The organism is Paracoccus sp. SCN 68-21 (assembly GCF_001724535.1).
Classification (GTDB): Bacteria; Pseudomonadota; Alphaproteobacteria; order Rhodobacterales; family Rhodobacteraceae; genus Paracoccus; species Paracoccus hibiscisoli.
Window position 1 is genome coordinate 1 of sequence record NZ_MEES01000031.1, and the last position, 26,363, is coordinate 26,363.

General features: G+C 70.6%; 28 protein-coding genes. 9 read left to right on the forward strand and 19 right to left on the reverse strand.

The annotated features are described in order from the left end of the window. Nucleotides 1-93 precede the first annotated feature (93 nt). The 7 genes from ABS73_RS10490 to ABS73_RS10520 all read right to left on the reverse strand — a co-directional run bounded on the left by ABS73_RS10490 (nucleotide 94) and on the right by ABS73_RS10520 (nucleotide 5,637). Nucleotides 94-894 (reverse strand): crotonase/enoyl-CoA hydratase family protein, encoded by an 801-nt coding sequence (locus tag ABS73_RS10490; protein ID WP_277018168.1) that lies wholly within the window; start codon nucleotides 892-894, stop codon nucleotides 94-96. Nucleotides 895-962: 68 nt separating this feature from the next. Then, entirely contained in the window at nucleotides 963-1,886 is a 924-nt protein-coding gene (locus ABS73_RS10495) for an AEC family transporter (protein WP_277018166.1), read from the reverse strand. 19 nt (nucleotides 1,887-1,905) lie between these two features. Continuing rightward, nucleotides 1,906-2,880, reverse strand: coding sequence for an iron exporter MbfA (mbfA, locus tag ABS73_RS10500; protein ID WP_277018174.1), 975 nt, complete (start codon nucleotides 2,878-2,880; stop codon nucleotides 1,906-1,908). A 19-nt stretch (nucleotides 2,881-2,899) separates the two neighbouring features. Continuing rightward, nucleotides 2,900-3,190: a sulfurtransferase TusA family protein gene (locus tag ABS73_RS10505; protein ID WP_338118576.1), complete on the reverse strand. Its 291-nt coding sequence runs from the start codon at nucleotides 3,188-3,190 to the stop codon at nucleotides 2,900-2,902. After that, complete coding sequence (locus ABS73_RS10510) at nucleotides 3,160-3,672, reverse strand: DUF2478 domain-containing protein (RefSeq protein ID WP_277018165.1); 513 nt, start codon at nucleotides 3,670-3,672, stop codon at nucleotides 3,160-3,162. Before ABS73_RS10510 ends, ABS73_RS10505 begins: the two co-directional genes overlap by 31 nt. 9 nt (nucleotides 3,673-3,681) lie before the next feature. Then, nucleotides 3,682-4,308, reverse strand: a complete 627-nt coding sequence (locus ABS73_RS10515) for a response regulator (RefSeq protein WP_277018163.1) — start codon at nucleotides 4,306-4,308, stop codon at nucleotides 3,682-3,684. An 18-nt stretch (nucleotides 4,309-4,326) separates the two neighbouring features. Then, nucleotides 4,327-5,637, reverse strand: coding sequence for a histidine kinase (locus ABS73_RS10520; protein ID WP_277018162.1), 1,311 nt, complete (start codon nucleotides 5,635-5,637; stop codon nucleotides 4,327-4,329). Nucleotides 5,638-5,793: 156 nt separating this feature from the next. Between ABS73_RS10520 and msrC the strand changes: the two genes are divergently transcribed. From msrC to ABS73_RS10535, 3 genes are read left to right on the forward strand one after another with little or no spacing between them, the layout of a single operon-like run. Then, nucleotides 5,794-6,246, forward strand: a complete 453-nt coding sequence (gene msrC, locus ABS73_RS10525) for a free L-methionine (R)-S-oxide reductase MsrC (protein WP_277018160.1) — start codon at nucleotides 5,794-5,796, stop codon at nucleotides 6,244-6,246. Between the two features lie 25 nt (nucleotides 6,247-6,271). Further along, on the forward strand, nucleotides 6,272-6,898 hold the full coding sequence (locus ABS73_RS10530; RefSeq protein ID WP_277018157.1) for a LysE family translocator: 627 nt from the start codon (nucleotides 6,272-6,274) through the stop codon (nucleotides 6,896-6,898). Then, nucleotides 6,895-7,545, forward strand: a complete 651-nt coding sequence (locus tag ABS73_RS10535) for a pseudouridine synthase (protein WP_277018156.1) — start codon at nucleotides 6,895-6,897, stop codon at nucleotides 7,543-7,545. Before ABS73_RS10530 ends, ABS73_RS10535 begins: the two co-directional genes overlap by 4 nt. Here ABS73_RS10535 and ABS73_RS10540 read toward each other — a convergent pair. Both ABS73_RS10540 and ABS73_RS10545 read right to left on the reverse strand, forming a co-directional pair. Further along, nucleotides 7,542-8,246: a TVP38/TMEM64 family protein gene (locus tag ABS73_RS10540; protein WP_277018154.1), complete on the reverse strand. Its 705-nt coding sequence runs from the start codon at nucleotides 8,244-8,246 to the stop codon at nucleotides 7,542-7,544. The genes ABS73_RS10535 and ABS73_RS10540 overlap by 4 nt on opposite strands. Nucleotides 8,247-8,267: 21 nt before the next feature. Further along, on the reverse strand, nucleotides 8,268-9,017 hold the full coding sequence (locus ABS73_RS10545) for an MBL fold metallo-hydrolase (protein WP_277018152.1): 750 nt from the start codon (nucleotides 9,015-9,017) through the stop codon (nucleotides 8,268-8,270). Nucleotides 9,018-9,143: 126 nt separating this feature from the next. Here ABS73_RS10545 and ABS73_RS10550 point away from each other — a divergent pair, with 126 nt between their 5' ends. Together ABS73_RS10550 and ABS73_RS10555 are read left to right on the forward strand one after the other, a co-directional pair. Then, the gene (locus ABS73_RS10550) at nucleotides 9,144-10,208 is read left to right on the forward strand and encodes a saccharopine dehydrogenase (RefSeq protein WP_277018150.1); all 1,065 of its coding nucleotides are present in this window, start codon (nucleotides 9,144-9,146) and stop codon (nucleotides 10,206-10,208) included. Nucleotides 10,209-10,298: 90 nt separating this feature from the next. Then, the gene (locus tag ABS73_RS10555) at nucleotides 10,299-11,486 is read left to right on the forward strand and encodes a PQQ-dependent sugar dehydrogenase (RefSeq protein WP_277018149.1); all 1,188 of its coding nucleotides are present in this window, start codon (nucleotides 10,299-10,301) and stop codon (nucleotides 11,484-11,486) included. A gap of 48 nt (nucleotides 11,487-11,534) precedes the next feature. On the opposite strand, the gene ABS73_RS10560 is transcribed toward ABS73_RS10555, so the two are convergent. From ABS73_RS10560 to ABS73_RS10605, 10 genes are all read right to left on the reverse strand, one after another. After that, a complete protein-coding gene (locus tag ABS73_RS10560; RefSeq protein ID WP_277018148.1) occupies nucleotides 11,535-11,906 on the reverse strand; it encodes a DUF3775 domain-containing protein in 372 nt (123 codons plus the stop codon). Nucleotides 11,907-11,957: 51 nt separating this feature from the next. Next, the gene (gene mutL / locus ABS73_RS10565; RefSeq protein ID WP_277018146.1) at nucleotides 11,958-13,766 is read right to left on the reverse strand and encodes a DNA mismatch repair endonuclease MutL; all 1,809 of its coding nucleotides are present in this window, start codon (nucleotides 13,764-13,766) and stop codon (nucleotides 11,958-11,960) included. A gap of 111 nt (nucleotides 13,767-13,877) precedes the next feature. Further along, nucleotides 13,878-15,191, reverse strand: coding sequence for a M16 family metallopeptidase (locus tag ABS73_RS10570; RefSeq protein WP_277018145.1), 1,314 nt, complete (start codon nucleotides 15,189-15,191; stop codon nucleotides 13,878-13,880). Beyond that, complete coding sequence (locus tag ABS73_RS10575; protein WP_277018143.1) at nucleotides 15,188-16,657, reverse strand: M16 family metallopeptidase; 1,470 nt, start codon at nucleotides 16,655-16,657, stop codon at nucleotides 15,188-15,190. Before ABS73_RS10575 ends, ABS73_RS10570 begins: the two co-directional genes overlap by 4 nt. Nucleotides 16,658-16,844: 187 nt before the next feature. After that, nucleotides 16,845-18,062: a cytochrome P450 gene (locus ABS73_RS10580; RefSeq protein WP_277018142.1), complete on the reverse strand. Its 1,218-nt coding sequence runs from the start codon at nucleotides 18,060-18,062 to the stop codon at nucleotides 16,845-16,847. Then, nucleotides 18,062-18,580 carry a DUF3035 domain-containing protein gene (locus ABS73_RS10585; RefSeq protein WP_277018140.1) on the reverse strand — a complete coding sequence of 173 codons (519 nt, stop codon included), beginning with the start codon at nucleotides 18,578-18,580 and terminating at the stop codon, nucleotides 18,062-18,064. Before ABS73_RS10585 ends, ABS73_RS10580 begins: the two co-directional genes overlap by 1 nt. Before the next feature lie 29 nt (nucleotides 18,581-18,609). Next, nucleotides 18,610-19,344, reverse strand: a complete 735-nt coding sequence (lspA, locus tag ABS73_RS10590; RefSeq protein WP_277018138.1) for a signal peptidase II — start codon at nucleotides 19,342-19,344, stop codon at nucleotides 18,610-18,612. Further along, nucleotides 19,344-20,930, reverse strand: coding sequence for a bifunctional phosphoribosylaminoimidazolecarboxamide formyltransferase/IMP cyclohydrolase (gene purH, locus ABS73_RS10595; RefSeq protein WP_277018136.1), 1,587 nt, complete (start codon nucleotides 20,928-20,930; stop codon nucleotides 19,344-19,346). Before purH ends, lspA begins: the two co-directional genes overlap by 1 nt. A gap of 61 nt (nucleotides 20,931-20,991) precedes the next feature. Then, nucleotides 20,992-21,168, reverse strand: coding sequence for a hypothetical protein (locus ABS73_RS10600; RefSeq protein ID WP_169306250.1), 177 nt, complete (start codon nucleotides 21,166-21,168; stop codon nucleotides 20,992-20,994). Between the two features lie 62 nt (nucleotides 21,169-21,230). Next, nucleotides 21,231-22,466 (reverse strand): RsmB/NOP family class I SAM-dependent RNA methyltransferase, encoded by a 1,236-nt coding sequence (locus ABS73_RS10605; RefSeq protein ID WP_277018170.1) that lies wholly within the window; start codon nucleotides 22,464-22,466, stop codon nucleotides 21,231-21,233. A 92-nt stretch (nucleotides 22,467-22,558) separates the two neighbouring features. On the opposite strand from ABS73_RS10605, the gene ABS73_RS10610 reads away from it, so the two are divergent. The 4 genes from ABS73_RS10610 to ABS73_RS10625 all read left to right on the forward strand — a co-directional run bounded on the left by ABS73_RS10610 (nucleotide 22,559) and on the right by ABS73_RS10625 (nucleotide 26,277). Then, on the forward strand, nucleotides 22,559-22,738 hold the full coding sequence (locus tag ABS73_RS10610; RefSeq protein ID WP_136856197.1) for a DUF1674 domain-containing protein: 180 nt from the start codon (nucleotides 22,559-22,561) through the stop codon (nucleotides 22,736-22,738). A 17-nt stretch (nucleotides 22,739-22,755) separates the two neighbouring features. Beyond that, nucleotides 22,756-24,084 carry an amidase gene (locus ABS73_RS10615; protein WP_277018134.1) on the forward strand — a complete coding sequence of 443 codons (1,329 nt, stop codon included), beginning with the start codon at nucleotides 22,756-22,758 and terminating at the stop codon, nucleotides 24,082-24,084. Between the two features lie 86 nt (nucleotides 24,085-24,170). After that, nucleotides 24,171-25,370, forward strand: coding sequence for an aminotransferase class I/II-fold pyridoxal phosphate-dependent enzyme (locus ABS73_RS10620; protein WP_277018133.1), 1,200 nt, complete (start codon nucleotides 24,171-24,173; stop codon nucleotides 25,368-25,370). 4 nt (nucleotides 25,371-25,374) lie between these two features. Continuing rightward, the gene (locus ABS73_RS10625; RefSeq protein ID WP_286693450.1) at nucleotides 25,375-26,277 is read left to right on the forward strand and encodes a DNA translocase FtsK 4TM domain-containing protein; all 903 of its coding nucleotides are present in this window, start codon (nucleotides 25,375-25,377) and stop codon (nucleotides 26,275-26,277) included. The last annotated feature ends 86 nt before the right edge of the window (nucleotides 26,278-26,363 follow it).

Consider the following 26,363-nt stretch of genomic DNA (forward strand, 5'->3'; position numbering starts at 1 on the left):
GCCCTTGGTGACATCTGCAGCATGTTCTCACCCGAAGAATGCTGGAACTACTTCCACGCTGCAGGCTATGTGTCAGGTTAAAAGCGAAATGCTCTAATCCGTGGGCCGGATGCGGGCCGCCGCCCCGCTGGCAAAGGCCGCCAGCCGGTCGCGGGCAGCCGCCTGCGTGTTGACGACCCCCGCCACCGCCGCTTCCGCATAGGCCGCGTCCAGCGCGCTCATGTTTTGCATGTGGCTGATGGCCGAGCAGATGGCGAAGTTCGACAAAGGCGGGTTCTGCGCGGCCTGGCGCGCGATCTTCAGCGCCTGCGCGGCCGGGTCGTCCACAAGGTATTGGCACAGGCCCACCGACACGGCCTCGTCCCCGCGATAGAGGCGGCCCGACAGCATCATGTCGATCATCCGCGCCTTGCCGATCAGGTCGGCCACCCGGATCGTCGCGCCGCCCCCGGTGAACAGGCCGCGCTGCCCCTCGGGGAGGCCGAAATAGGTGCCGGGCCCCGCCACCCGGATATGCGCGGCCGAGGCCAGTTCCAGCCCGCCGCCCACGACCGCGCCCTGCAGTACGGCGATGATCGGCACGCCGCCATATTCCATGCGGTTGAAGGCGTCGTGCCAGCGCAGGCAGACCTGCATGAAATCCGCCGCGCTGCGATCCTCTCGGTGATGCTCCACCAGATCGAGGCCCGCGCAGAAATGATCGCCCGCCGCGTCCAGGATGGCCGCGCGCACGCCCGCGCGGGGCAGCGTGGTGAAGATGTCGATCAGCTCCTCGATCGTGGCCAGGTCCAGGGCGTTGCGCTTGGACGGGCGGTTCAGGGTGACGCGGGCGATGCCCTCGTCATCCACCGCCAGCAGGATGTTGGTCAGCCGCAGATCGGCGATGTCGCGCATGTGGTCCTCTCCCCCCTCGTGATGCCTGACCGGGATAGCCGCTGGCCGCGCGGGGGTCGAGGGGGGCCTCAGGCGCCGATCAGCACGATCAGCACCGGGATGGTCGCGATGCTGCCCGCGGTCGAGATCAGGATTGCGGTGGAGACCCGCTGCTGCGCCAGGCCGAAATGCTGCGCCAGGATATAGACGTTGCCCGCCACCGGCAGGCCCGCCGCCACCACCATCACCCCCGCCGCGACCGGATCGACGCCAAAGCCCCAAGCCGCCAGCCCCACCGCCGCCGGGTGCAGCACCAGTTTCGCCCCCGACAGCCAGGCCGAGGGCGCCAGCCGCGCCAGGCGCCGCCCCGCCAGGCTGGCGCCGATGGCAAACAGCGCGCCGGGCGTGGCCGCAGCGCCCAGGAGCGCCAGGAACTCATCCAGCGGCGCGGGCATGGGCAGCGCCATGCCGCCCCAGGCCAGCCCCGCGACCATCGCCAAGATCATCGGGTTCGCCGCCACCCCGCGCAGCACCGGCAGCGCCGCCACCAGCCGCAGCCCGCCATGCCGCGACCCGTGCACGATCAGCGTGATCAGCGTCGAAAACACCAGCATGTCGATGATCAGCACCATCAGCACCGGCCCGATCGCCGCAGGCCCCAGCAGCACGACCAGCATCGGCACGCCCAGAAAGCCGGTATTGCCGATCATGCAGCACTGCGCCTCCATCGCGGCCTCGGGCAGGGCCAGGCCGCGGGCGCGCGCGATGCACAGGCCCAGGGCCCAGACCGCCGTCGACCCCGCCAGATAGGCCAGAACAAAGCGCAGATCGAACAGCTGGCCCAGATCGACCCCCGCGGCAAAGCGGAACAGCATGGCCGACAGCGCGAAATAGAACACGAATTTCGTCAGCCAGGCCGCGCCCTGGGCGGGAAAGAACCGAGTGGCGGCGGCCGCCCAGCCCAGCCCGATCAGGGCGAAGAAGGGCAGGGTCTTGAGCAGGATCTCGGTCATGGGGCCCCCAAGGGGGCCGTCAGCCCGATCCGATCAGCACCCCAACGGCCATCACCAGACCACCGCCCACGACGACTTGCAAGGTGGCCCGCCAGAAGGGGGTCTGCATCCAGCGGTTCTGGATCCAGGCGATCGCCCACAGCTCGATGAACACCACGATGATCGCGATGGTCGTGGCGGTCCAGAAATCGGGGATCAGATAGGGCAGCGCGTGACCCATGCCGCCCACCGTGGTCATCACCCCCGACGAGATGCCCCGCTTGATCGGCGATCCGCGCCCCGACACCACGCCGTCATCGGAGGCGGCCTCGGTAAAGCCCATGCTGATGCCCGCGCCGATGCTGGCGGCGCTGCCCACCAGAAAGGTCGTCCAGGGGTCCTGCGTCGCAAAGGCCACCGCGAAGATCGGGGCCAGGGTCGATACGCTGCCATCCATCAGCCCCGCCAGCCCCGGCTGGACCCAGGTCAGGACGAAGTCGCGATGCGCGACGGCGTCCTCCTCGGCGCGGATGTCGTCGGGCAGCAGCTGGTCGGTCAGTTCGGCCGCGCGGTTCTCATGGCCGCGTTCGGCGGCGGCCAGATCGCCCAGCAGCTTTCGGGTGGGCGCGTCCTGGCTGACCTGGGCGGCATGGGCATAGAATTCGGCGGCGTCGCGTTCCATGCCGGCGGCCTCGGCGCGGATGCGGTCCAGCGACAGGTTCTCCATCATCCAGGCGGGGCGGCGGGTGACGTAGCCCGCCACATGTTCGCGCCGGATCACGGGGATCGCATCGCCCCACCGGCGCTGATGCACCTCCAGCAGCAGGCGGCGATGGGTGTCCTCCTCGGCGCTCATGGCGTCGAAGACGGCGGCGCTGGCCGGATAATCCTTGCGCAGGAAGGCCGCCCAGTTGCGATAGATGCGGGCGTCGTCCTCCTCGGAGGCGATGGCCAGCGCCACGATTTCGCGTTCCGTCAATTCCGACAGGCGCTTGCGGGAGGGCAGGAAGGGCATGGTCATCTGATGTGCTCAACTATCCCTGGGGGGTGACGAGGCCCTCGGCCTGCGGGACAGAGGGGCCCCGCCTGACCGTGAATTCCAGCGCACCGTCACCCAGATCGCGCGTGCCGACCATGACATGCCCGGCCTGCTCGCAGAAATGCGGCACATCGACCATCGCCATGCGATCGGTGGCGATCAGGCGCACAATCGCCCCCTGAGGCAGCGCCAGCAGCTGTTTTCGCAGCCGCAGCACAGGCAGCGGGCACAGCAGGCCCCGCGCATCCAGCACGGTCACGATGCGGCCGCGAATCGGTCCAGGCACCAGGACCGCAGGTCGGCGGGCGCGATCTGCACGGCCAGATCGCCCGCGAAATCCAGAAACGCTGCACGCTGCTGGCGCGGTACATAGAGAACCACGGGCTGTCCGTCGGCCACCGCCTGCCCGATCAGCGCGCGAAAGCCGCGGCCCATCGCCTCTTGCCGCCCGAATTTGGGAATCACGACCAGACCCGCGCCGGGCAGATGCGGCGCGGTGCGGGCGACGGCCTCCTCCAGCGCGCCGGTATCCAGCCGGCAGCCCTGCGCCCCCGGCCCCAGGGATTGAGAGATGCGCAGCGGCGGGCCGGAATCGCCCAGCACGATCATTTCCATGTCGCAGGCGCAATCGGGGCCCAGATCCAGGTTGCGCTGGACCGCGCCCGCCACGGGCAGGCCCTGCGCGGCCAGATCGCGGGCCAGCGCCTCCAGCGCCAGGTCGGCGGTGCCTGCGGGGGTCGTCTCGTCATTGGTGAACCATGCCAGCATGCCGCCCCCTTATACGCCGCTGTCCAGCGCGAATTTCATCAGCCCGTTGATGCCGTCCACGCCCAGCTTCTTCTTCAGCGCCGAGGAGGTGTTGGCCGCGGTCTTGTAGCTGACGCCCAGCTGGTCGGCGATGGCCTGCAGCCCGAGCCCCTGCCCGATCAGCGCCAGCACCTGGCGCTCGCGGTCCGACAGTGCGCCCAGGGGGTCGTCGGCGGCGCCCGCGCGCAGCGTGGCCAGCGCCATCGCCTGTTTGGGCGACAGATAGAACTCTCCGGCCTCCAGCGTGCGGACGGCGTCGCGGAAATCGGCGGGCGGGGCGTTCTTGGACAGAAACCCCTGGGCGCCCGCCTGCAGGGCGCGGGCGGCAAAGCCCGTCTGGTCGTTCATCGAAAAGATCAGGATGCGCGCGTCGGGCACCGCGGCGCGCAGGGGCGCCACCAGGTCGAGGCCCCCTGCGCCTGGCAGGCTGATGTCCAGCACGATCAGGTCGGGGGCGGCATCGCGGGTCAGCTGGTCCAGCGCCTCTTCTCCGGACATGGCCTGGCCCACCGGGTCATAGCCCAGATCGCGCAGCAGGCGGCTGGCACCCAGATGGGTGATGGGGTGGTCGTCGATGACCAGGGCGCGTTTCGTCACGGGGGTCCTTGTCCTCTTTCAGCCCGGCAGCCGGGGCAGGTCTGCGATCAGGCGCGTGCCGGGCGCGGCCGGTTCGATCCGCAACGTGCCGCCCAGCAGGGTGATGCGTTCCCGCATGCCGGTCAGCCCGGTCCCGTCGCGCCGGTCGGGGGCCATGCCCGTGCCGTCATCGGCCAGCACCATGCGCCAATGCGCGGGATCGGTCCAGAGGCGGATCCGCACCCGGCCCGCCTGCGCGTGCCGCAGGGCGTTGGTGGTGCCCTCCTGCAGGATGCGGAACAGGGTCAGGGCGGTGGCCTCGTCTGGCTCGGGCAGGCCTGCGGCCATGTCCAGGGTGAAGTGCGTGTCGGGCCAGCGGCGGTTCAGATCGGCCACGTAATCGCCCAGCACCGTGGCCAGAGGCAGCTGGCCCACCGCCATCGGGCGCAGATCATCCAGCAGCGCGCGGTTCACCCGGGCGATCTGTTCGGCGATGGCCGCGATCTGGGCGGCCGAGGTGGCGGTGGCGGGGTCGGGCGCGGCCTCGCGCAGGGCGTCGGCCTCGACCCGCAGGCCAAAGAGGCAGGGGCCCATCTCGTCGTGCAGATCGCGGGCGATGGCCTTTCGTTCGGCGTCGGCGCGGGCGACGATCTGGTGCTGCAGGCGGGTGCGCTCGGTCCGGGCCTGTTCCAGCGCATCGGCCAGCCGGTCGGCATGGGCGGCCAGCGGCGCCAGATCGGGATGGGGCAGTGGGCCGATGCGGCCAGACAGGTCGCCCCGCGCGAGGTCCGACAGCCGCGCGCCGATGGTGGCCACCGGGCGCAGCCCCTGCGACAGCGCGGCGGCGATCAGCCCGGCCTGCAGCGCCGCCGCCGCGACGGCCAGCGCCATCAGGTCGCGCATGTCGCGCCAAGCGCGGGCGATCTCCTGCGCCGGGTCGCCGGTGATCAGCACATAGCCCCGCGGCCGCCCCGCGATGACCACCGGCAGGCGGGTTTCCTGGGGAGGGGGCGCCACCAGTGCGGCAAAGAATCCGGGCACGCGCAGGTCCGGATCGGGCGGCCCGGCAGGCTGGCGCAGCGTCCCGTCCAGGGCGTCCACCACCCCGATGCGGGCATGGCGCGGTTCGGTCAGGCGTTCGGGCAGCAGCGCCATGATGCGGTCGGGGGGCACCGCGCCCTGCATCGTGCCGATGGTGGCCAGCACCAGGTTGCGGGCGGTGTCGGCGCCCATGCGCGTCTCGGTCGCGATGTCGCGGCGCAGGCGGTCCAGGCTGCCCAAGGCCAGAAGCGCGATCAGGCCCAGCTGGACGATCAGGATCACGGTCAGGATGCGGGTGCGCAGCGTCATGGGCGGGACAGTGGCCTTAAAGGGCGGGCCGGGGCAATGGGGGATGGGTCGTCAGGGGGGCGCTGCCCCCCGTCCTGCGGACTCCCCCCGGGATATTTTCATGAAGAAGAAGGGGCGGGCTTTTCTGTTGCGAAGGGCACGCGTAAGGATTGGCGCATGAGCGATTATGACGATCTGGCGGCCCGCATCCGGGCCCTGTGTGCGGGCGAGACCGATGAGGTCGCGCTGATGGCGACCGTGGCCTGCGAGTTGCATCATTCGGATGCGCGGTTCGACAGGACCGGGTTCTATCGCGTGGTGGCGCCCGAGCTGTTGAAGATCGGGCCCTATCAGGGCGGGCATGGCTGTCTGGTCATCCCGTTTTCGCGCGGGGTCTGCGGGGCGGCGGCGCGGTTGCGCGCGGTGCAGATCGTGCCGGATGTGGAGGCCTTTCCCGGTCATATCGCCTGTTCCAGCAGCACCCGGTCGGAGATCGTCCTGCCGGTGTTCGGCGCGGGGGGGCGGCTGATCGGGGTTCTGGATATCGACAGCGACCGCGTGGATGCGTTCGATCAGGCCGATGCGGATGCGCTGGCGGCCATTCTGGCGGATGTCTTCGGGCATCTGTGATTCTTTCGGCAGCAAGGATGCGGCGATGATCTGGGACACCTTGGCGAATATCCCGACGGCACAGCTGATGGCGTTCATCGCGGGGGGGCTGGTGCTGAATTTCGCGCCGGGCCAGGACGTGTTCTTTGCCAGCGCCTGCGGCATCCAGGGCGGGCCGCGGGCCGGGGCCTGGGCCGGGTTCGGCGTGGGCTTGGGCGTGCTGATGCATGTCGCGCTGGCCACCGTGGGGCTGGGCGCGATCGTGGCCGCCCATCCCGAGGCGCTGCGCGCGATCAAATATGCGGGGGCTGCCTATCTGCTGTGGCTGGCATGGAAAAGCTGGCGTGCGGGGGATGTCGACCCGTCGGCGCGGGGCAGCGTGCGGGTCTGGAACATCATCCGCCGCGGGTTCCTGTCGAATGCGCTGAACCCCAAGCCGGTTCTGTTCCTGCTGGCCTTCCTGCCGCAGTTCACCAACCCCGCCTGGGGGCCGATCTGGCAGCAGATCCTGGGGCTGGGGCTGGTCTTTGCGTTCACCGGGACGCTGGTCACCATGGGCTATGGCATCGTGGGCGGCCTGGCCGGCGGGGTCATCGGCAAGCGGCTGGGCATGGTCAACAAGATCGCCGCCGTCATGTTCGCGGGGCTGGCGCTGCGCCTTGTCTGGAAATGAGCAATTTCGTCTATGCGCCGCCCGGCGATGCGCCGGTGGTGGTTCATGCCGATGACCAGGTGCTGGTCGTGGACAAGGAGGCGGGCCTGCTGTCGGTGCCTGGGCGCGGGGAGGATCGGGCCGACTGCCTGATCGCGCGGCTGCGCGGGGCGTTTCCGACCGTGCTGCTGGTGCATCGGCTGGATCTGGACACGTCGGGGGTGATGGTCTTTGCGCTGACCCCCCATGCGCAGCGCCACCTGTCCAAGCAGTTCGAGGAGCGGCAGACGAAGAAGGTCTATGTCGCGCGCCTGTCGGGGCGGCTGGCGCCTGCGCAGGGCCGGGTCGACCTGCCGCTGATCGTGGACTGGCCGAACCGTCCGCGCCAGAAGGTCGACCATGCCGAGGGCCGCCCCGCCCAGACCGATTGGCGCGTAGTGCGCGCCGATGATGCCGAGACTCGGGTGCGGCTGATGCCCGTCACCGGGCGCAGCCATCAGCTGCGGGTGCATATGGCGTCCCTGGGCCATCCGATCCTGGGCGATCCGCTGTATGCGACGGGTCAGGCGGCGGCGCATCCGCGCCTGATGCTGCATGCCGAAAGCTTGCGGTTCCGGCACCCGGACAGCGGCGTGCAGATGGGGTTCTCGGCGTCCGTGCCGTTCTAGTCGCCGTTCCGGTCGCCGCGCAGGCGGCGGGTCAGCCAGCGCGCCACCCAGGGAAAGATCGCCAGGGCCGCGATGACGGCGATGACGCGGGGGCCGAACAGGTCGGCGATCTGGTCGATCTCGGCCAGCTGGGTGCCTGCGGCGGTCAGGATCACCTTGTTGGGCAGCACGCCCACCGCCGTGACCAGCGCAAAGACCCGCGCCGACAGGCGGCTGACGCCCGAGATCAGGTTCAGTACGAAGAACGGCACGGCCGGCGTCAGCCGCAGGCTGAGCAGCGCCAGCGCCCCGTCCCGCGCGACATGGCGGTCCAGCTGGCCGGCGCGCTGACCCATCACCCGCCGCACCGGCCCGCTGAGCAGGTGGCGCGCCGCCAGGAAGGTCAGCAGGGCCGCCCCCACTGTCCCCGCCACCGACAGCGCCACCCCCAGCCAGAACCCGAAGAACGCGCCCCCGGCCAGGGTCAGCACGACCACCACCGGCACCGGCAGCGCCCCCAGTAGGGTGAAGGCCCCCAGAAAGGCCAGCGCCGCCAGTTCGGGGTTGCGCGCCCGCCAGCCCTGGCCGTGGTCCAGCAGACCGTGCAGGCGCGTCAGGTCGGATTGCAGCGCGGGCATCGAGGGCCACAGCCACAGCGCCGCCCCGGCCAGCGCCACAAGGGCCAGCCCCGCCAGCAGCATCCGCAGAAGGGGCCGCCGCATCGGCGCCGCCGGGGTCATGCCTCAGGACGGATCGTCATACCAGGGCGCGATGACCACCTGCGCGCCCGACCCGCCTTCTTCGACCAGGCGGGCAAAGGTCTCCAGGTCGCTGCCGCGGTGGTGATAGGGATAGACGATGTCGGGGGCAAAGGCCGTGACCGCATCCGCCGCCTGCTCGACCGACATGGTATAGGGCAGGTTCATCGGCAGGAACGCCACGTGGATGTCGGTCAGCGCGCGCAGTTCGGGCGTGTCTTCGGTATCGCCCGCGATCAGGAAACGCTGGCCGCCCAGGGTCAGGATATAGCCGTTGTCGCGGCCCTGCGGGTGGTTCTGCAGCCGGTCCTCGGTGGTGTTATAGGCGGGGATGGCCTCGATCGGCTGGCCCAGGATGTCTCCGCTGTCGCCGTTCTCCATGACGGTGGTGCGCTCGGCCATGGGCGCGGGCAGCATGGCGGCCACGGCGGGGTTGGCGATGATCGGCACCTGCGGCAGGGCGTCCAGCGTCGGCTGATCATAGTGGTCGCCATGCTCATGCGTGATCAGGATCATGTCGGGCGCGGGCAGGTCGGCATAGGCCTCGGCCCCGCCTACCGGATCGATCAGGATCACGCCCGCCGGCGTCTCCAGCAGCATCGAGGCGTGGTCCACGGCGTGGATCACCACCTCGCCGCCATCGACCGCGTGGCGGAAATCGCTGGTCTGGGCCAGCGCCGCGACCGGCAGGGTCAGCAGCAGGGTCGCGGTCAGGGACAGGGGGGCAAGGCGCATCGGGTTCTCCTCGGGCATGGCATCGGGGCGGAACCCGCGCGGGCGGTTCCCGGTTCCGCAGCGTCGCTTGTGGCAGGGTGTCGCGTGGCATAGGTCTGGGGCCAACAGGCGCGGAAGGGGAACGGGATGACACATCTGTGGGTCAGGGCAGAGAGCCGGGCGAACGAGGATCGCGTCGGGATCACCCCCGACGGCGTGGCGCAGCTGATCGCGCAAGGCATGCAGGTCACGGTCGAGGACAGCCCGCGCCGCATCATCCCGACCAAGGATTACGCCCGTGCCGGTGCCGCCATCGCCCCCGAGGGCAGCTGGCCCACCGCGCCCGACGATGTGATCGTCTTTGGCCTCAAGGAGCTGCCCGAGGACGGCACCCCGCTGCGCCATCGCCATGTCATGTTCGGTCATGCCTTCAAGGGCCAGCCCGCCGGGCAGGTGCTGTTGCGCCGGTTCGCGGCGGGGGGCGGCACGCTGCTGGATCTGGAATACCTGACGGATGAGGACGGGCGCAGGCTGGCGGCCTTTGGCTATTGGGCGGGCTATGCGGGGGCGGCGGTGTCGCTGCTGGCCTGGGCCGCGCAGCAGGGGGGCGGGGTCTGCGGCCCAGTGCGGGCCTGGCCCGACCGCGCGCCGATGCTGGACGATCTGCGCGCCCGGCTGGACGGCACGGCCCGCCCGCGCCCGCGCGCGCTGGTGATCGGGGCGGGGGGACGCGTGGGGCGCGGCGCGACCGACCTGCTGACAGCGATGGGGGTGCCCGTGACCGCTTGGGACATGGCCGAGACCGCGCATGGCGGCCCCTTCCCCGAGGTGCTGATGCACGACATCCTGATCAACGCCATCCTGGCCCAGCCCGGCGCGCCGGTTTTTGTCCCCGCCGAGGCGGTCGCGCCGGGCCGCGCGCTGACGGTGATCGGCGACGTGGCCTGCGACCCGACCAGCGATTTCTCTCCCATCAAGGTCTATGACCGCACCACGACCTGGCAGGCGCCGGTCCTGCGCGTGGCGCATGCGCCGGTGCTGGACGTGATGGCCATCGACAACCTGCCCTCGATGCTGCCGCGCGAAAGCAGCGAGGATTACGCCGCCCAGCTGCTGCCGGTGCTGCAGGGGCTGGACGCGCCCGGGGACGGTGCCTGGGGCCGGGCGGCGGCGCTGTACCGCGATCATGCGGGGCGCCTGACGCAAACGTGAGGCGTTGTGACCCCGCCTGCGGGAACATGGGCGGGGACGGGGCATTGGGCCGGGTATTCAACGCACCGGAGGATTCCCATGACGCGCCGCATGACGACAAGCCTGACCACCCTTGCCGCCACTGGCTTTCTGGCCTCGATGGCCGCGGCGCAGGGTTTCAATGACGCGCCGCCGCATGGCGCGGCCTATGACCAGACGCCGGCCTTCGAGGGTCAGACCCGCGCCCCGGCGCTGGAGGCAGGCGACGTCGCCGTGACCCAGACCGTGATCGCCGAGGGGCTGGAGCATCCCTGGGGCCTGGTGCAGTTGCCCGATGCGAGCTGGCTGGTGACCGAGCGTCCGGGCCGGATGCGCATCGTGGCCGAGGACGGCACCCTGTCCGACCCGATCGAGGGCCTGCCCGAGGTCGATGCCCGCGATCAGGGCGGCCTGCATGACGTCTCTGTCGCCTCTGATTTCGCCGAGACGCGCCGCGTCTGGTGGACCTATGCCGAGCCGCGCGGCGATGGCGAGAACGCGACCGCCGTGGCCACCGGCATCCTGTCCGAGGATGGCACCACCATGGAGGAGGTCAACGTCATCTGGCAGCAGCAGCCGGCCTGGGCCTCGACCAAGCATTTCGGCGCGCGCATCGTCCATGACGGAGAGGGCCACATCTTTGTCGGCCTGGGCGAGCGTTCCGACCCCGAGCCCCGCGTCTATGCGCAGGACCCGCAATCGACCCTGGGCAAGATCATCCGCATCAACGCCGAGGACGGCACCCCCGCCGGCGCAGGCATCGAGGGCGCCCTGCCCGAGATCTGGTCGATGGGCCACCGCAACATCCAGGGCGCGGCCATGTCGCCCGACGGGCTGCTGTGGATGAACGAGCACGGCCCCCGCGGCGGCGATGAGCTGAACTTAATCGAGGCGGGCATCAACTATGGCTGGCCCGAAGCGACCTATGGCACTGATTACGACGGCTCGGAGATGGGCCAGACCGAGGTCGAGGGCACCCAGCAGCCGGTCTATTACTGGGATCCGTCGCCCGCGCTGAGCGGCATGACCTTCTATGAGGGCGAGATGTTCCCCGACTGGCAGGGCCAGGCGCTGCTGGGCGGGCTGCGGTCTGCCGAAATCATCCGGCTGGACATCCAGGACGGCGCTGTCGTCGGAGAGGCCCGCCACGCCCAGGGCATCGGCCGCGTCCGCGAGGTCGAGGTCGCCCAGGACGGCGCGCTGATGGTCATCATCGACGAGGAAGATGACCAGATGATCCGCATCACGCCGGAAGGCTGATCCGCGCGACATCCGGCAGACAGGGCGGTCCTTCGGGGCCGCCCTTTTTCAGACGGGCCGCTGCAGGTCGTCCTCGGCATCCTCGGGCGAGATGCCAAGCGCCTCCAGCCCCGCCTCCAGCAGGTCGGCCAGGCGCGGTTCGCCCATCAGGTAATCCTCGGTCGGCACGGTGCGTTCATGGCGTGCGGTTTGGATCGCCTCGTCCAGCTCGGACGCGTCAAAGCTGTCGCGGCCGATCCCCATGATGGCGACCAGGCTGGCCTGCTCGTCCTCGTTCAGCCCCTCGATGAAATCGTGTAGCTCGGTCCGGGTGCCGTGCTGGCGGCCGCCACCCTGATGCGCCCATGCGTTGACGCCGCTGTCGTAATCCCGCGCCCGGATGATGACATGGGCGATCTTGTCGGTGGCTATCTTCAGCATGGCGGCACCCCCCTGGTTGCGGGCCAAGGATCGGCCCGCGCGGGCCCCGCGTCAATCCCTGCGGCCGAACAGCCGTTCGATGTCGGACAAAGCCAGCTTGACCCAGGTCGGGCGGCCATGGTTGCACTGGCCCGATTTCGGCGTCCGCTCCATCTCGCGCAGCAGGGCGTTCATTTCCTCCGCGGTCATGCGCCGCCCCGAGCGGACCGAACCGTGGCAGGCCATCGACGACAGCACCGCATCGATGCGCGCCTGCAGCCGGTCGGAGGCCCCCTGATCGGCCAGATCGTCCAGGATGTCGCGGATCAGCGCGCCCCCGTCCAGCCGCGCCAGCATCGCCGGAACCTCGCGGATCGCCACTGCGCCGGGGCCAAAGGGCTCGATCACCAGCCCAAGCGCCGCCAGATCGCCCGCCAGCCCCAGGATGCGGTCGGCATCGGCGGGCGACAGCTCGACGATCTCGGGGATCAGCAGGGCCTGCGCGGGGATGCCCGATGCCTGGGCCTGCGCCTTGAGCCGCTCATAGACCAGCCGTTCATGCGCCGCGTGCTGGTCCACGATGACCAGACCGTCGGGCGTCTGAGCGATGATGTAATTTTCATGGATCTGCGCGCGGGCCGCACCCAGGGGTGCGTCCGGCTCGTCCTCGATCACCGGCTCATAGCGGGCCGAGGGCGCCTCGGCGAAGCCCTCGACCGGCATCTGCAGCGCCAGCCCCGCGCGGATCGCGGCCCCCGACGGGCGGTCGGGCTGCCAGGCGGGCCGCGCCGGTTCGACCTGCACTGCCGCCAGCGTCGCATCGCCCACCGTGCTGGAGGCGCGGTGCCCCGCCCCCGCCATCGCATGGCGCAGCGCGCTGACCAGCAGCCCCCGCGCCGCCTGCGGGTCGCGGAACCGCACCTCGGCCTTGGCCGGATGGACATTCACATCGACCATCTGCGGATCGCATTCCAGAAACAGCACCGCCGCCGGATGCCGCCCCGGCGCCAGCACGTCCATATAACCCGCCCTGAGCGCCCCGGTCAGCAGCCTGTCGCGCACCGGGCGCCCGTTCACGAACAGATGCTGCGCCACCGCCGCACCGCGCGAATAGGTCGGCAGTGCCGCGAACCCCGTCAGGGTGATTCCGTCGCGTTCGGCATCCATCGGCACCGCGTTGTCGATGAAATCGGCCCCCATCAGCCGGGTCAGGCGGGTGGTCATGGCGCCGAACAGATCGCCCTGTTCGGCATCGGCGCGAAAGATCTCGCGCCCGTCGGCGGTCAGCGAAAAGCCGACATACGGCTCGGCCATAGCCAGGCGGCGCAGCACCTCGGCCACGGCCTGGGTCTCGGCACGCTCGGTGCGCAGGAATTTCAGCCGCGCGGGGGTGGCAAAGAACAGGTCGCGCAGCTCAACCACGGTGCCGCAATTGGCCGCCGCCGGTCGGGCTGCGTCGATCCGCCCGCCGGTGACGGCAATCGCCGCCCCCTCGGACCCCTGCGCGCGCGAGGTGATGGTCAGCCGACCCACCGCGCCCAAAGATGGCAGCGCCTCTCCGCGAAAGCCGAAACTGGTGATGGCCAGCAGGTCGGACCCGTCGATCTTGCTGGTCGCATGGCGCGACAGGGCCAGGGGCAGATCCTCGGGCACCATCCCGCAGCCGTCGTCGGTGACGCGGATCAGCCGCTTGCCGCCCTCCTCAATGGCCACCTGGATGCGGGCAGCACCGGCGTCCAGCGCATTCTCGACCAACTCCTTGACCGCGGATGCCGGGCGTTCGACCACCTCGCCTGCCGCGATGCGGTTGGCGGTGGCCTCGTCCAGCTGGCGGATCACGGGGCGCGCGTCGGGGCGTATCTTGGGGGCGTGGCTGTTCATTCCGCCAAATCTAGCAGGATCGTCCCGCCAGTGCCAGAGATTCGCGGGCGGCCCGCCCCATGGACCGACCGCGCCGCGCCCCGTCAGGGGCGCGGCGCCACCGCATCTGCCTCACTCCTGCGGGTCGCTCTCGATCCCTTCCGGGCGACCCACCAGCACAAAGCGCAGCCGGTCGGGGTCCAGCAGCCGTTCCGCCACGCGCGCCACGTCCTCGGCGGTCACCGCCTCGACCTTGTCATTGCGCGTGTCGATATAGTCGATCGGGAATCCGATCAGCTGCATCCCCGCCAGGATCGAGGCGATGCGCCCGTTCCCGTCGAATCGCAGCGGGTATTCCCCGGTCAGATAGGTCTTGGCATCCGTCAGCTCCTGCTCGGTCACGCCCTCGGCCATGCGCGCCCATTCGGCGCGGATCAGGTCCACCGCCTCGGCCGTGGTGGCGTTCGATCCCGCCATGCCGCCCTGCCAGGTCTGACCGTACAGCCCCGTGGCCAGCCCCGTGCCCACGCCATAGGTCAGGCCGCGCTTTTCCCGGATCTCGGCCATCAGGCGCGAGCTGAACCCCCCGCCGCCCAGGATGTGGTTGGCCACGAAGGCGGCAAAGTAATCCGTGTCGTCGATGGGCAGCCCGGGGCCTGCAAAGGCCACGACCGTCTGCGGGCTGTCCCAATCGATCACCGTCGTGCCGCCGGTCAGCTGCAGTTCGGCCGGGTCGGGCAGGGGGGCGGTCGCCTGTTCGGGCAGCCCGCCCAGGATGCGATCCAGCAGCAGGCCCAGCTCTTCGGCGCTGATGTCGCCCGCCGCCCCGATCACCACGCGGTCGCGGGCCAGCACACGGTTCTTGGCCGCCACCAGGTCTTGGCGCGTCAGCGACGCGACGCTGTCCATCGTCCCGTTGATCGAGGTCGCATAGGGGTGGTTCCCCCAGGCCTGCGCCGCCATCTCCTTGGCCGCGATGCTGTTGGGGTCGGTCGCCTCGGACCGGATCACCGCCTGCACCTGCCCGCGCACCCGGCTCAGCGCGTCATCGTCAAAGCGCGGCTGCGCCAATGCCTTGGCCAGCAGGTCGGCCGCCGCGTCGCGGTTTTCGGTCAGCGACTGAAAGCCCACTGACACGGTGTCGTCGCCGGCCGAAAAGGACAGGCGCGCGCCCAGATCCTCGACGGCTTGGGCAAAGGCTGTGGCATCGGTGCTGCCCGCCCCCTCCTCCAGCAGGGCGGTCATCAGGTTGACCGCGCCGCGCTTGTCTGGGGAATCCACGCTGGCCCCGCCGCGGAACTGCATGTCGATGGCGACAAAGGGGATGCTCTCATCCTGGACCAGCCAGGCGCGGATCCCCCCCGGAGAGGTGACGTCCTGAATCTCGATGGCCTGGGCGGGGACCGCCATAAGCGCCAGGATCGTGGCGATTGCTGCGCGGATCATTCCTGCACCTCGGTCTGTTCGGCGGGTTCTGCCAGGGCGGGGTCTGCGGCGGGCTCCGCGGCGGGCGGGGCCGCAGTGGCGTCCTCCTCCGGGGCATCGGCGGGCAGCAGCCAGCCCGTCACGCTGCCCTGCGCGGTCAGCACCTGGCGGGCGGCGGCCATCACATCCTCGGCGGTGACGGCCTCCAGGATGGTGGGCCAGTCGTTCACGTCCTGCACGGTCAGGCCGGTGGACAGGCCCTGCCCGTATTCATAAGCGCGCCCATGCGCCGAATCGCGCGAATAGATCTCCTGCGCGCGGATGCGGGTCTTGACCCGCTCCAGATCGGCGGGGTCGGGGCCGTCCTCCAGGAACTGCGCCAGCGCCGCGTCCAGGGCGGCCTCGGCCTCCTCGGGGGGCGTCCCCTCGGCCGGAATCATCGACAGGGTAAAGCGCGTGCGGTCCAGCGACAGCCCGTCATAGCTGGCCCCCGCCCACAGCGCTGTGCCCGGCATCATCAGCCGCTGCGACAGCACGGATGTCTGCGACGACCCGCCCAGCAGCGCGGCCAGAACGGTCAGCGCGGCGGCCTCCTGCTGCGCGCCGGGGTCGCGCTCCTGCGCCAGAACGGCGCGGATCATCCGGGGCTGCGCGACGCGGGGGTCCGACATCTCCATCCGGCGGGCGGTGCGCTTGGGCGGCTCCTGCGGGCGCAGGCGCGGCTCGGCCTGGCCCTTGGCGGGGATGGCGCCGTAATGCTCTTCGGCCAGAGCGCGGGCCTCCTCGGGGGTGACGTCGCCCGCGATCACCAGGATGGCCTCGTTGGGCGAATAATGCGTGTCGTACCAGGCGATGGCGTCGTCGCGGGTCAGCGCCCCGATCTCGTCGCGCCAGCCGATGATGGGGCGGCCATAGGGGTGGTTGTCATGCAGGGCGGCGTTCAGCTCCTCCAGGAACAGCGCGGTGGGGTCGCTGTCCACGCGCTGCGCCCGCTCCTCCAGGACGACCTGGCGTTCGGCCTGCCAATCCTCGTCGCGGATGTTCAGGTTGGCCATGCGGTCGGCCTCCATCTCCATGACCAGGGGCAGGCGGTCGCTGGCGATGCGCTGGAAATAGGCCGTGAAATCCCACGAGGTAAAGGCATTGTCACTGCCGCCATTGGCGGTGACGGTCTGCGACAGCTCTCCGGGGGCCAGGGTGTCGGTGCCCTTGAACATCAGGTGTTCCAGGTAATGCGCGATGCCGGACTTGCCCGGCGCCTCGTCGGCGGCGCCGATCCGGTACCAGACCATCTGGACGACGACCGGGGCGCGGGTGTCCTGGATCACCACGGCCTCCAACCCGTTCTCCAGCGTGAAATGGCTGACGCCCTGGGGCATGGGGCCGCTGTCCTGGGCCATCGCTGGCAGGCTGGACAGGGCGGTGCCGAACGTCAGGGCCAGGGCCAGGCTCAGCCGCGGGGCGGGACGGGATGCGGGGTGACGCATGGGTGGTGCAACCTCCTCTTGCTGATCGGCAATCTGGACCGCAGGGCAGGGGCGCGCAAGCCACGCTCGCGCGAATGTGCGGCCCCGTGCGGCGGCTCCGGCGGCGCATGCCGCCCGCCCCGGTGCCCCTCTCGATGGGGGGCGCCGGGGCGATCTCCCCCGCGGCCTGCGCCAGGGGTGCGGCGGCTCAGGCCGCCAGACGCAGCGGCAGCGACAGCGGCCCATGGGCCTGCAGGCCCGATTTCCAGCGCACCGGCCCGTCCAGCGCCAGCGCGGGCGCCCGCGCCAGCAGGGCCCCGAACAGGATCTCCATGTTCAGCCGCGCCAGGTTGTTGCCCAGGCAGACATGGACCCCCGCGCCAAAGGCCAGATGCACGTTGGGACGCCGGGTGATGTCGAACCGCTCCGGCGCGTCAAAGGCCGCCGGATCGCGGTTTGCCGACGCGTAGAGCAGGCCGAACAGCGTCCCCTTGGGCCAGTCCCGACCGCAAATTGTCAGATCCTCGGACGCATAGCGGTGAAAGAACGGCAACGGCGCGGCAAAGCGGAACATCTCCTGCACCGCCTGCGGCATCAGGCCGGGCTGCGCGCGCAGCATCGCCTGCTGATCGGGATGCTGCAGCAGCGCGACCATCCCCGACCCAAGGACGTCGATGGTCGATCCGTGCCCCGCATGCAGGATCTGCATGATCGTGGCGATCAGCTCGTCATGGGTCATCAGGCCCGCGCGCTCGGCCTCGATCATCGCGGACATCAGGTCGTCGCGGGGCTGCGCCGCGCGTGCGGCATACAGATCCTCCAGCAGCGCCGCGAACAGGCGCGTGGCCTCCTCGGCGCGGGCCTTTTTCTCGGGCGTGCGGTCGATGTCGAAATAGCTGACCACGTGATCGGACCATTCGGTCATCTGCGGCGCCAGGTCGGGGTCCGTGCCGATCAGGTGGCCTATCACCTGTCCCGGCAGATGCGCGGCCAGATCGGCGGTGAAGTCGATCCGCCCCTGCGGGATCAGCCGGTCCAGCGCGGCGTCCACCCATGCGGTGACGAACCCGCGCAGGCTCTCCAGCCGGGTCTTGGTGAAAAAGGGGAACACCGCCCGGCGCAGGCGGTCATGATCCGGCCCGTCCGTGTCCAGCATCGAGGTCTGCACATAGCGTTCGTGGAACGGCATGTCGTGGAAATTGCCCGCGACCTGCATGGCGCGCACCTGATCGGGCGGCGCAAAGGCCGCGGGCGCGCGGACCATGCGCCGGTCCAGCGCGATGGCGCGCACATCGGCCATGCGCGAGGCCAGATGCCCGTCAAAGCCCGGCCAGAAGGGCAGGCCGGGCTGGGCGCGCAGGCGGTCATAGGCGGGCCAGGGATCGGCCCCGAATGCGGGGGCCGTCGGGTCGAAATCGGCCTGCATCAGCGCGCCGCAGGGGCCGGTGCGGTCGAGGTGATGGCGCCCGCGCGCTGCCAGCGCTGCTGTTCCGTGGCCGCGTCCAGCGCCATCGGCGCATAGGCGCGCTGATAGACGGGGGTGCCGAACACCCGCTCCAGCGGGCGGCGGCCGTTGCGGGCGCGCCAATCGGCATCGGCCTGGGCCAGCCGCTGGCGGATCTGCGGATCGGAGCCTGCGCGGCCCGCATGCGCCACCAGCGCCTGATCCGCCGCACCGATGCCCTGATCGGCCAGCCGGGCGGGGTTGCCGCCCAGGGCCGCGACCGCATCGCCCTGCGGATTGGGGTCGGTGATGTTCGCGCCCCCCGGCGTCGGCGCGGGCAGCACGGCCAGATCGGGCGGCATGGACAGCGCGCGCGTGGGCAGGATGGCGAATTCGTCCGGCCCGACCTGTCCCGCCTTGATGTTGTTCAGCGTCCCGCCGCCACAGGCGGAAAGCCCCATCGCGGCCGCAAATCCGATCACCAGCGCGCTTGTCCGCATGTCCTGCCCCCTTGGTCCTTTGCGCCGTTCTAGCCGGGTTTTCCGTCGCCGTCACGACCCTGTTGGTCGGGGGCGGGGAACAGCTCGGCCTGACGCGGGGTGCCGGGGGCTGCGGGGCCGGGGGCCGCGGCGGGTTTCGGCGCGGGCCGGGGGGGCTTTGCCGGGGCCTTGCGGGCCTTGTCGTCGGATTTCGTCGCGGCGGGCGTCGGCATCAGCACCAGCCCGATCGCCCCCGCAAAGATCGAGATGTCGGCCACGTTGAAGCTGTAGGGGTTCTGCCATCCCGGCAGCGACATGTTCAGGAAATCGGCCACCGCCCCATAGAGGATGCGGTCGATCACGTTGCCAAGCGCGCCCCCGATCAGCAGCCCCGCCGATACCCGCGCCAGCCGCCCGACCTGCGACCGCCAGATCCAGACCCAGACCCAGACGCAGATGACCAGCGCAATCCCGATCAGCACCCACCGCATCACCGATGCGTCCGACGCCATCAGCCCGAAATTCACCCCCTGATTCCACGCCATGCGCAGGTTCAGCCAGGGCGGCAGGACGTCGATCTCGCGCACGCGGTCCAGCTGCAGCATGTGGACCACGACGTATTTCAGCACCTGGTCGATCACGAAGATCGCCGCCGCCACCCAGATCACCAGCCGCATGTCGCTGCGCGGCGGGGCGGCCTTGCGCGGGGCCGCTTTGGACCCGGATTTGCCGGGGCCGGGCTTGGGCGCGGCCTTGCGGGCGGCGGGCTTGGCGGGGGCGGCCATCAGTGGCGGAAGTGGCGCTGGCCGGTCAGGACCATCGCCAGCCCAAGGCGGTTGGCCGCCGCGATCACCTCATCGTCGCGCATCGAGCCGCCGGGCTGGATGACCGCGCGCGCCCCGGCCTCGGCAAGCGCCTCGATGCCATCGGCAAAGGGGAAGAACGCGTCGGATGCCACGACCGCGCCGATGGTCAGCGGTTCCGACAGGCCCAGGGCCTGGGCCATGTCCTCGGACTTGCGCCGCCCGATGCGGGTGCTGTCCACGCGGCTCATCTGGCCCGCGCCGATGCCGACGGTGGCCAGGTCCTTGGCATAGACGATGGCGTTGGATTTGACATGCTTGGCGACGGTCCAGGCGAACATCAGATCGGCCAGCTCGTCCTCGGAGGGCTGGCGGTCCGACACGATCTTCAGGTCGGCGCGGGCCACATGGCCGTTGTCGCGGCCCTGGATCAGCATGCCGCCCGACACCTGGCGAAAGGTCAGGCCGGGGGCAGCCGGATCGGGCAACCCGCCCGTGGTCAGCAGGCGCAGGTTCTTCTTGCCCGCAAAGATGCGGCGGGCATCCGCGTCGGCATCGGGGGCAATGACGACCTCGGTGAAGATCTTGACGATCTCCTCGGCGGTGGCGCCGTCCAGCGGCTGGTTCAGCGCGATGATGCCGCCGAAGGCCGAGGTCCGGTCACAATCAAACGCCCGCTTGTAGGCCTCCAGCGCGGATGCGCCCTGCGCCACGCCGCAGGGATTGGCGTGCTTGATGATCGCGCAGGCCGGGCCGTCCGCCGGGTCGAACTCGGACACCAGCTCGAACGCGGCATCGGTGTCGTTGATGTTGTTGTAGGACAGCTCTTTGCCCTGATGCTGCTGCGCGGTGGCCACGCCGGGGCGCGCATCGCCGGTGACATAAAAGGCCGCCTGCTGATGCGGATTCTCGCCATAGCGCAGCCCTTGGGCCAGCGTGCCGGCGAATGCGCGGCGGCGGGGCGTGGTCTCTCCGATGGCATCGGCCATCCAGGTGCTGACGGCGGCGTCATAGGCGGCGGTGCGGGCATAGGCCGTCTGCGCCATCCGCTGGCGGAAGGGCAGGGTCGTGCCGCCATTCGCGTCCAGTTCGGCCAGAACCGCGTCGTAATCCTGGACGTCCACGACCACGGTGACGAAACCGTGGTTCTTGGCCGCGGCGCGGATCATCGCGGGGCCGCCGATGTCGATATTCTCGATGCAGTCGTCATAGGCCGCGCCCTTGGCGACGGTCTCCTCGAACGGGTACAGGTTTACAACCAGCAGGTCGATCGCGCCGATGCCGTGCTCCTCCATCGCGGCGATGTGGTCCGCATTGTCGCGCAGCGCCAGCAGACCGCCATGCACCGCCGGGTGCAGCGTCTTGACGCGGCCGTCCATCATTTCCGGAAAGCCGGTGACATCGGCCACGTCGGTCACGGTCAGACCCGCATCGCGCAGCGCCTTGGCGCTGCCGCCGGTGGACAGGATCTGCACGCCGCGCGCGTCCAGGGCGCGGGCGAAATCGATCAGGCCGGTCTTGTCGGAAACGGAGATCAGCGCGCGACGGATGGCTGCGGGGTCGGACATGGGGGCCTCGTGTCTCTGGGTGACGCCCAGTTACCGAAACCCCCGCCGAAGGTCCAGCGCCTCAGCGCCGGCGCGACGACAGCAGCTGCTGCGCCAGGCGCGCCGCCGCCACGACCATCACCGCCGTGCCGATCCCCGAGGCAAGCCCGCCCGCCCCGCGCGCCGCCGTGGTGGCGCCCCGCGTGCGCAGGACCATCTGCGCCAGTTTCAGTCCCATCGCGACGGTGCTCAGCTTCATCGGGTCGTCCTTTCCTTGCCGGGTTCGACAGGAAAAGACCGCATGCGGGGCGACGGTTCCGTTCAGATCGGCTTGCGCAGCCGCGCCATGTAAAACCCGTCCATGCCGCCCCGGTCGGCCCAGAAGTCGGGGCGCAGGCGCAGGCCGCCCTCCTCGGTGATCCAGGCGGGGTCGATGCCGGGAAGGTCGGGGGGCTCCACGGTCAGGCCGGGATGGCGGGCCAGCGCCTCGTCGATCTGGACCTCGCCCTCGTCCGGGATCAGCGAGCATGTCGCAAAGACCAGCCGCCCGCCGGGGCGCAGGATCGACAGCGCGTGGTCCAGCAGGGCGGCCTGCAGCGCGATCAGTTCGTCGATGCCGTGGCCGTCGCGGATGAAGGGCAGGTCGGGATGGCGGCGGATGGTGCCGGTGGCCGAACAGGGCGCGTCCAGCAGGATCGCGTCCAGCGGCTCGTCCGGCTGCCAGGTCAGGGCATCGGCGGCGACCAGCCGCGCGGTCAGCCCGCAGCGGGCCAGGTTCTCGGTGACCCGGCGCAGGCGCTGTTCGTTGATGTCCACGGCGGTCACGCGCGCGCCGCTGGCGGTCAGCTGCAGCGTCTTGCCGCCCGGCGCGGCGCACAGATCGGCGATGACCTCTCCGGCGGCAGGGGCCAGCAGGCGCGCGGGCAGGGCGGCGGCGGCGTCCTGCACCCACCAGTCGCCCGCATCAAACCCTGGCAGGGCGGTGACCTGCGCGGGTCCCGTCAGGCGCCAGGACCCGGTGGGCAGCACATCCGCGCCCGGCACCGGGGCGGCGCCCGGTTTGGGTGTCAGATCCAGCGGCGCGCCGCGCTGGTGGGCGGCCTCGATCGCGGTCATGACGGGGTCGCCATAGGCCTCGACCAGCGCGGGGCGCAGCCATTCGGGCAGGGGCTGCGGCGCAAGGTCGGCCCAGCCCGAATAGGCGCCCGCCTTGCGCAGCACCGCGTTGACCATGCCAGCCGCCGCCTGACCGCGCGCGCCAAGCGTGCGGGTCAGGTCGACCGCCGCGCCCACGACGCCATGGGCAGGGGCGCCCAGCTCCAGCATCTCGACGACCGCCAGGCGCAGCACATCGGCGATCTGGGGCGCGGGCTTGCGCGTGACAAAGCTGTCGATCACCACATCCGCGCGGCCCTGATGGCGCAGGGTCTCTGCCGCCAGACGCGCCGCGCGCGCCTGTTCGGCCACGGGCAGGCGGCCCAGGCTGCCCGACTGGTCGGACAGGGACCGTCCCTCGCGGACGCCCTGGATCAACCGCAATGCGCCCATGCGCGCCATATCGCCACCCGGCTTTGTCAAAACGCTTTCCTTTGCCTAGATCATGTTCAAGACTGACCGCAGCCCCATAGCCTCATTCGGAGGATTGATCCATGAGCGATGACACCCCCGCAACCCTGCCTGCCGCCGCCCAACGCGCCCTGGCCGAGGCAGAGGAGCGTCGCCGCGCCCGCGCCGCCCAGATCCTGCCCAAGGAATATGGCGGTCGCGACGGCCCCGAGCCCGTGCGCTATGGCGATTGGGAAAAAAGCGGCATCGCGGTGGACTTCTGAATGGCGCGGGTTTTCGCATGAACTGGCTGCGGGCATCGGCCACCCAGCAGGGCCGCGCCATCCTTGCGGGCGTTCTGGACCCCATCGACCAGACCGAGGCCTATCTGGCCGCCGCCAAGGATCACCCCGACTGCGCGCGCATCTATGCCCGCCTGACCCCGGCCCGCGCCCGGTCCGAGGCCGTGGCCGCCCATGACCGCGCCAAGCAGGAGCGCCGCCACAGCCTGCTGGACGGCGTGGCCATCAGCTGGAAGGACAACATCGACAGCGGCGGCACCGTGACCGAGGCCGGATCGCGCCTGCTGGAGGGGCGCATTCCGCGCAAGGATGCCAATATCCTGGCCCGCGCGGCGCGGCGCGGCATGGTCTGTCTGGGCAAGACCCACATGACCGAACTGGCCTTTTCCGGGCTGGGGCTGAACCCGCGCACGGCGACGCCGCCCAATGCGCTGGACCCCGATCTGGCGCCGGGCGGCTCGTCCTCCGGGGCGGCGGTGTCGGTGGCCCTGGGGCTGGCGGCGGCGGCTGTGGGGACCGACACGGGCGGCTCGGTCCGGGTGCCCGCGGCCTGGAACGGGCTGGTGGGGTTCAAGCCCACGCATGGCGCGTTGCCCGAAAAGGGCGTCGTGCCCCTTGCGCGGAAGTTCGACATTGCCGGCCCCATCGCCCGCAGCGTCGAGGATTGCGCCCAGATATTCGCCATCATGGCCGATCAGCGCGCCCCGGATCTGGACGGTGCGACCGTTCAGGGCCTGCGCCTGATGGTGCTGGAGGGGCTGCCCTTCGACGATGCCGAAACCGGGCCGGTGACGGCGTTCCAGGATGCGCTGGACTGGCTGGGGCGCGGGGGGGCGCAGATCGCGCATGTCTCGACCGACTGGCTGGACAAGGCCATGGCGCTGTCGCCGCAGCTGTTCGCGCCTGAGGCCTATGGCATCTGGCGCGCCCAGATCGAGGATGCGCCCGAACTGATGTGGCCCCCCATCCTGGAGCGGTTCCGCGGCGGCGCCGAGGTCAGCGGCCCCGACTACGTCGCCGCATGGGAGAGCCTGGGCCGCATCCGCCGCAAGTGGATCAAGGAGGTCGTGGGCGGATACGACGCCGTGCTGATCCCCACCGTGCCGATCCTGCCGCCCGACCGCGAGCGGCTGATGACCGACACGGCGGAATTCGTGCGCGCGAACCTTTTGACCCTGCGCAACACGCGAATCGCCAACCTGCTGGGCCTGCCCGCGATCACCCTGCCGACGGGGCATCCGGCCTGCGGGATCAGCCTGCTGGGCCATCCGGGGCAGGACCGGCATCTGCTGCGCGTGGCGGCAGGGGCCGAGGCCGCGCTGGCCTGACCCGGTCTTTGCTGGACGCAAGGTCCGGGGCACGCTAATGTTTCGCCCACGGAACGGGGCGCAGACCCCGAAAAAGCGAGGCAGAGATGGCATTCCCCGACCGGTTCTCGAACCTGCCGGATTACGCGTTCCCGCGGTTGCGGGCGCTGTTGTCCGATATCACGCCGGGCCTTGCGCCGGGCCAGGCCCCCATGGTGCTGACCATCGGCGAGCCGCGCCATCCCATGCCCGATTTCGTCGGCCGCATCATGGCCGACAGCCTGCACGAGCTGGCGAAATACCCCCCGAACGAGGGCGCGCCCGAATTGCTGGCGGTGATCTCTGGCTGGCTGGGGCGGCGCTATGAGCTGGAGGTCGCGCCCGAGCGGCTGATGGTGCTGAACGGCACGCGAGAGGGGCTGTTCAACGCCGCCTTGGCCCTGTGCCCGGAACGGAAGAATGGCCAGCGGCCGGTCGTGCTGGTGCCGAACCCCTTCTATCAGGTCTATGCCGTCGCCGCCGCCGCGGTGCAGGCCGAGGCGATGTTTGTGCCCGCCACGCCCGACACCGGCAACCTGCCCGATTATGCGGGGCTGGACCCCGCGCTGCTGGACCGGGTGGCGTTGGCCTATCTGTGTTCGCCCGCCAATCCGCAGGGTGCGGTGGCCGACCGCGATTATCTGGAGACGCTGGTGGCGCTGGCGGAACGGCATGATTTCCTGATCTTTGCCGATGAATGCTATTCCGAAATCTGGCGTGATATGCCCCCGCCGGGCGCGTTGCAGGTGGCCACCGCGATGGGCCTGCCCGACCGGGTGGTGATGTTCAATTCGCTGTCCAAACGCTCGAATCTGCCGGGGTTGCGGTCGGGTTTCGCCGCCGGGGGCGTGGCCCAGATCCGCGAGATGCGGCGGCTGCGCAACTATGCGGGCGCGCCGCTGCCGCTGCCGGTGCAGCGCGTCAGCACCGCGGCCTGGGCCGATGAGGCGCATGTGGACGCCAGCCGCGCCCTCTATCAGCAGAAATACCGCATCGCCGATGAGGTTCTGGCCGACTGGCCGGGATACCGGCCGCTGCAGGGCGGGTTCTTTCTGTGGCTGCCGGTGGCCGACGGGGAACAGGCCGCGCGGACGCTGTGGGCGCAGGCGGGCATTCAGGTGTTGCCCGGCGCCTATCTGTCGCGGGCGGTGGACGGGGTCAATCCGGGCGCGGGCTTCATCCGGGTCGCGCTGGTGGCGAATGCGGATCAGACGCACGCGGCGCTGACGCGGCTGCGCGCCGTGCTGCTGGACGGAACGGGGGGCTGAGATCATGGCAAGCTGGCATGCGAAACACCGCGATCCGCTGTTCGACCAGACCACCCGCGCCGCGCTGGAGCGGCGCGGCAAGGAGGCCGCCGGGGCGATGCTGATCGTCCTGGGCATCCTGGTCGCGATGATGCTGGGCAGCTGGTCGCCCGACGATCCCAGCTTTGGCTCGGCCACCGATGCGCCGGCGATGAACATGCTGGGGGGCCTGGGGGCGATGATCGCCTCGGCGCTGATCATGATCGCGGGGATGGGCGCCTGGATGCTGGTCGTCGCGGCTTGGGTCTGGGGCCTGCGGCTGATGCTGCACCTGGGCGAGGATCGGCTGATGCGCGGGATCTTTACCCCCATGGCTGTGGCGCTGGTGTCGGTCTATGCCAGCACATTGGTGCCGGGCCCCGAATGGCAGCAGAATTACGGCCTGGGTGGGCATTTCGGCGACATGATCATGGGCGCGATGCTGAACCTGCTGCCGATGCCCGCGCAGACCGGCATCCGCGTCGCGGCCCTGCTGGTCGCGCTGGCGGTGCTGGCGGCCGGGGCCTTCGTGCTGGGGTTCGACCGGGTCGAGCTGACCGGCCTGTGGCGGCGGTTCCGCACCGGGCTGGGCACGGCTGCGCAGGGCACGGCCATCGCCGGTCTGGCCGCGACCCAGGCCGCGCAGCGCCTGCGCCAGCCGCGCCCCGCCCCCGAGGATGCGCCCCGCGCCGCCCCCCGGGTCCCCCCCGCCCGCCGCAGGCCCAATCCTACGACGCCTGTCGATGGTCAGGCAAGGGCGGCGGTAGACGGTCGGGAGCTTTCGCGGCGCCGGCGCGTTTCACACAGGCGTCTCGGCACCGACCGCGGCATGCCGAAGCGACGTGCCGGCGAGCCGTGTCGCAGCCCCGCACGCCCGGCTGCGGCGTGAAATCGGACCCGGGCCTGCCCGGCTTGGCGTCGCTCATGCCATCTCCTTCGGACTGGATGAGCGGCACCGCCACGCCACGTCGGGAC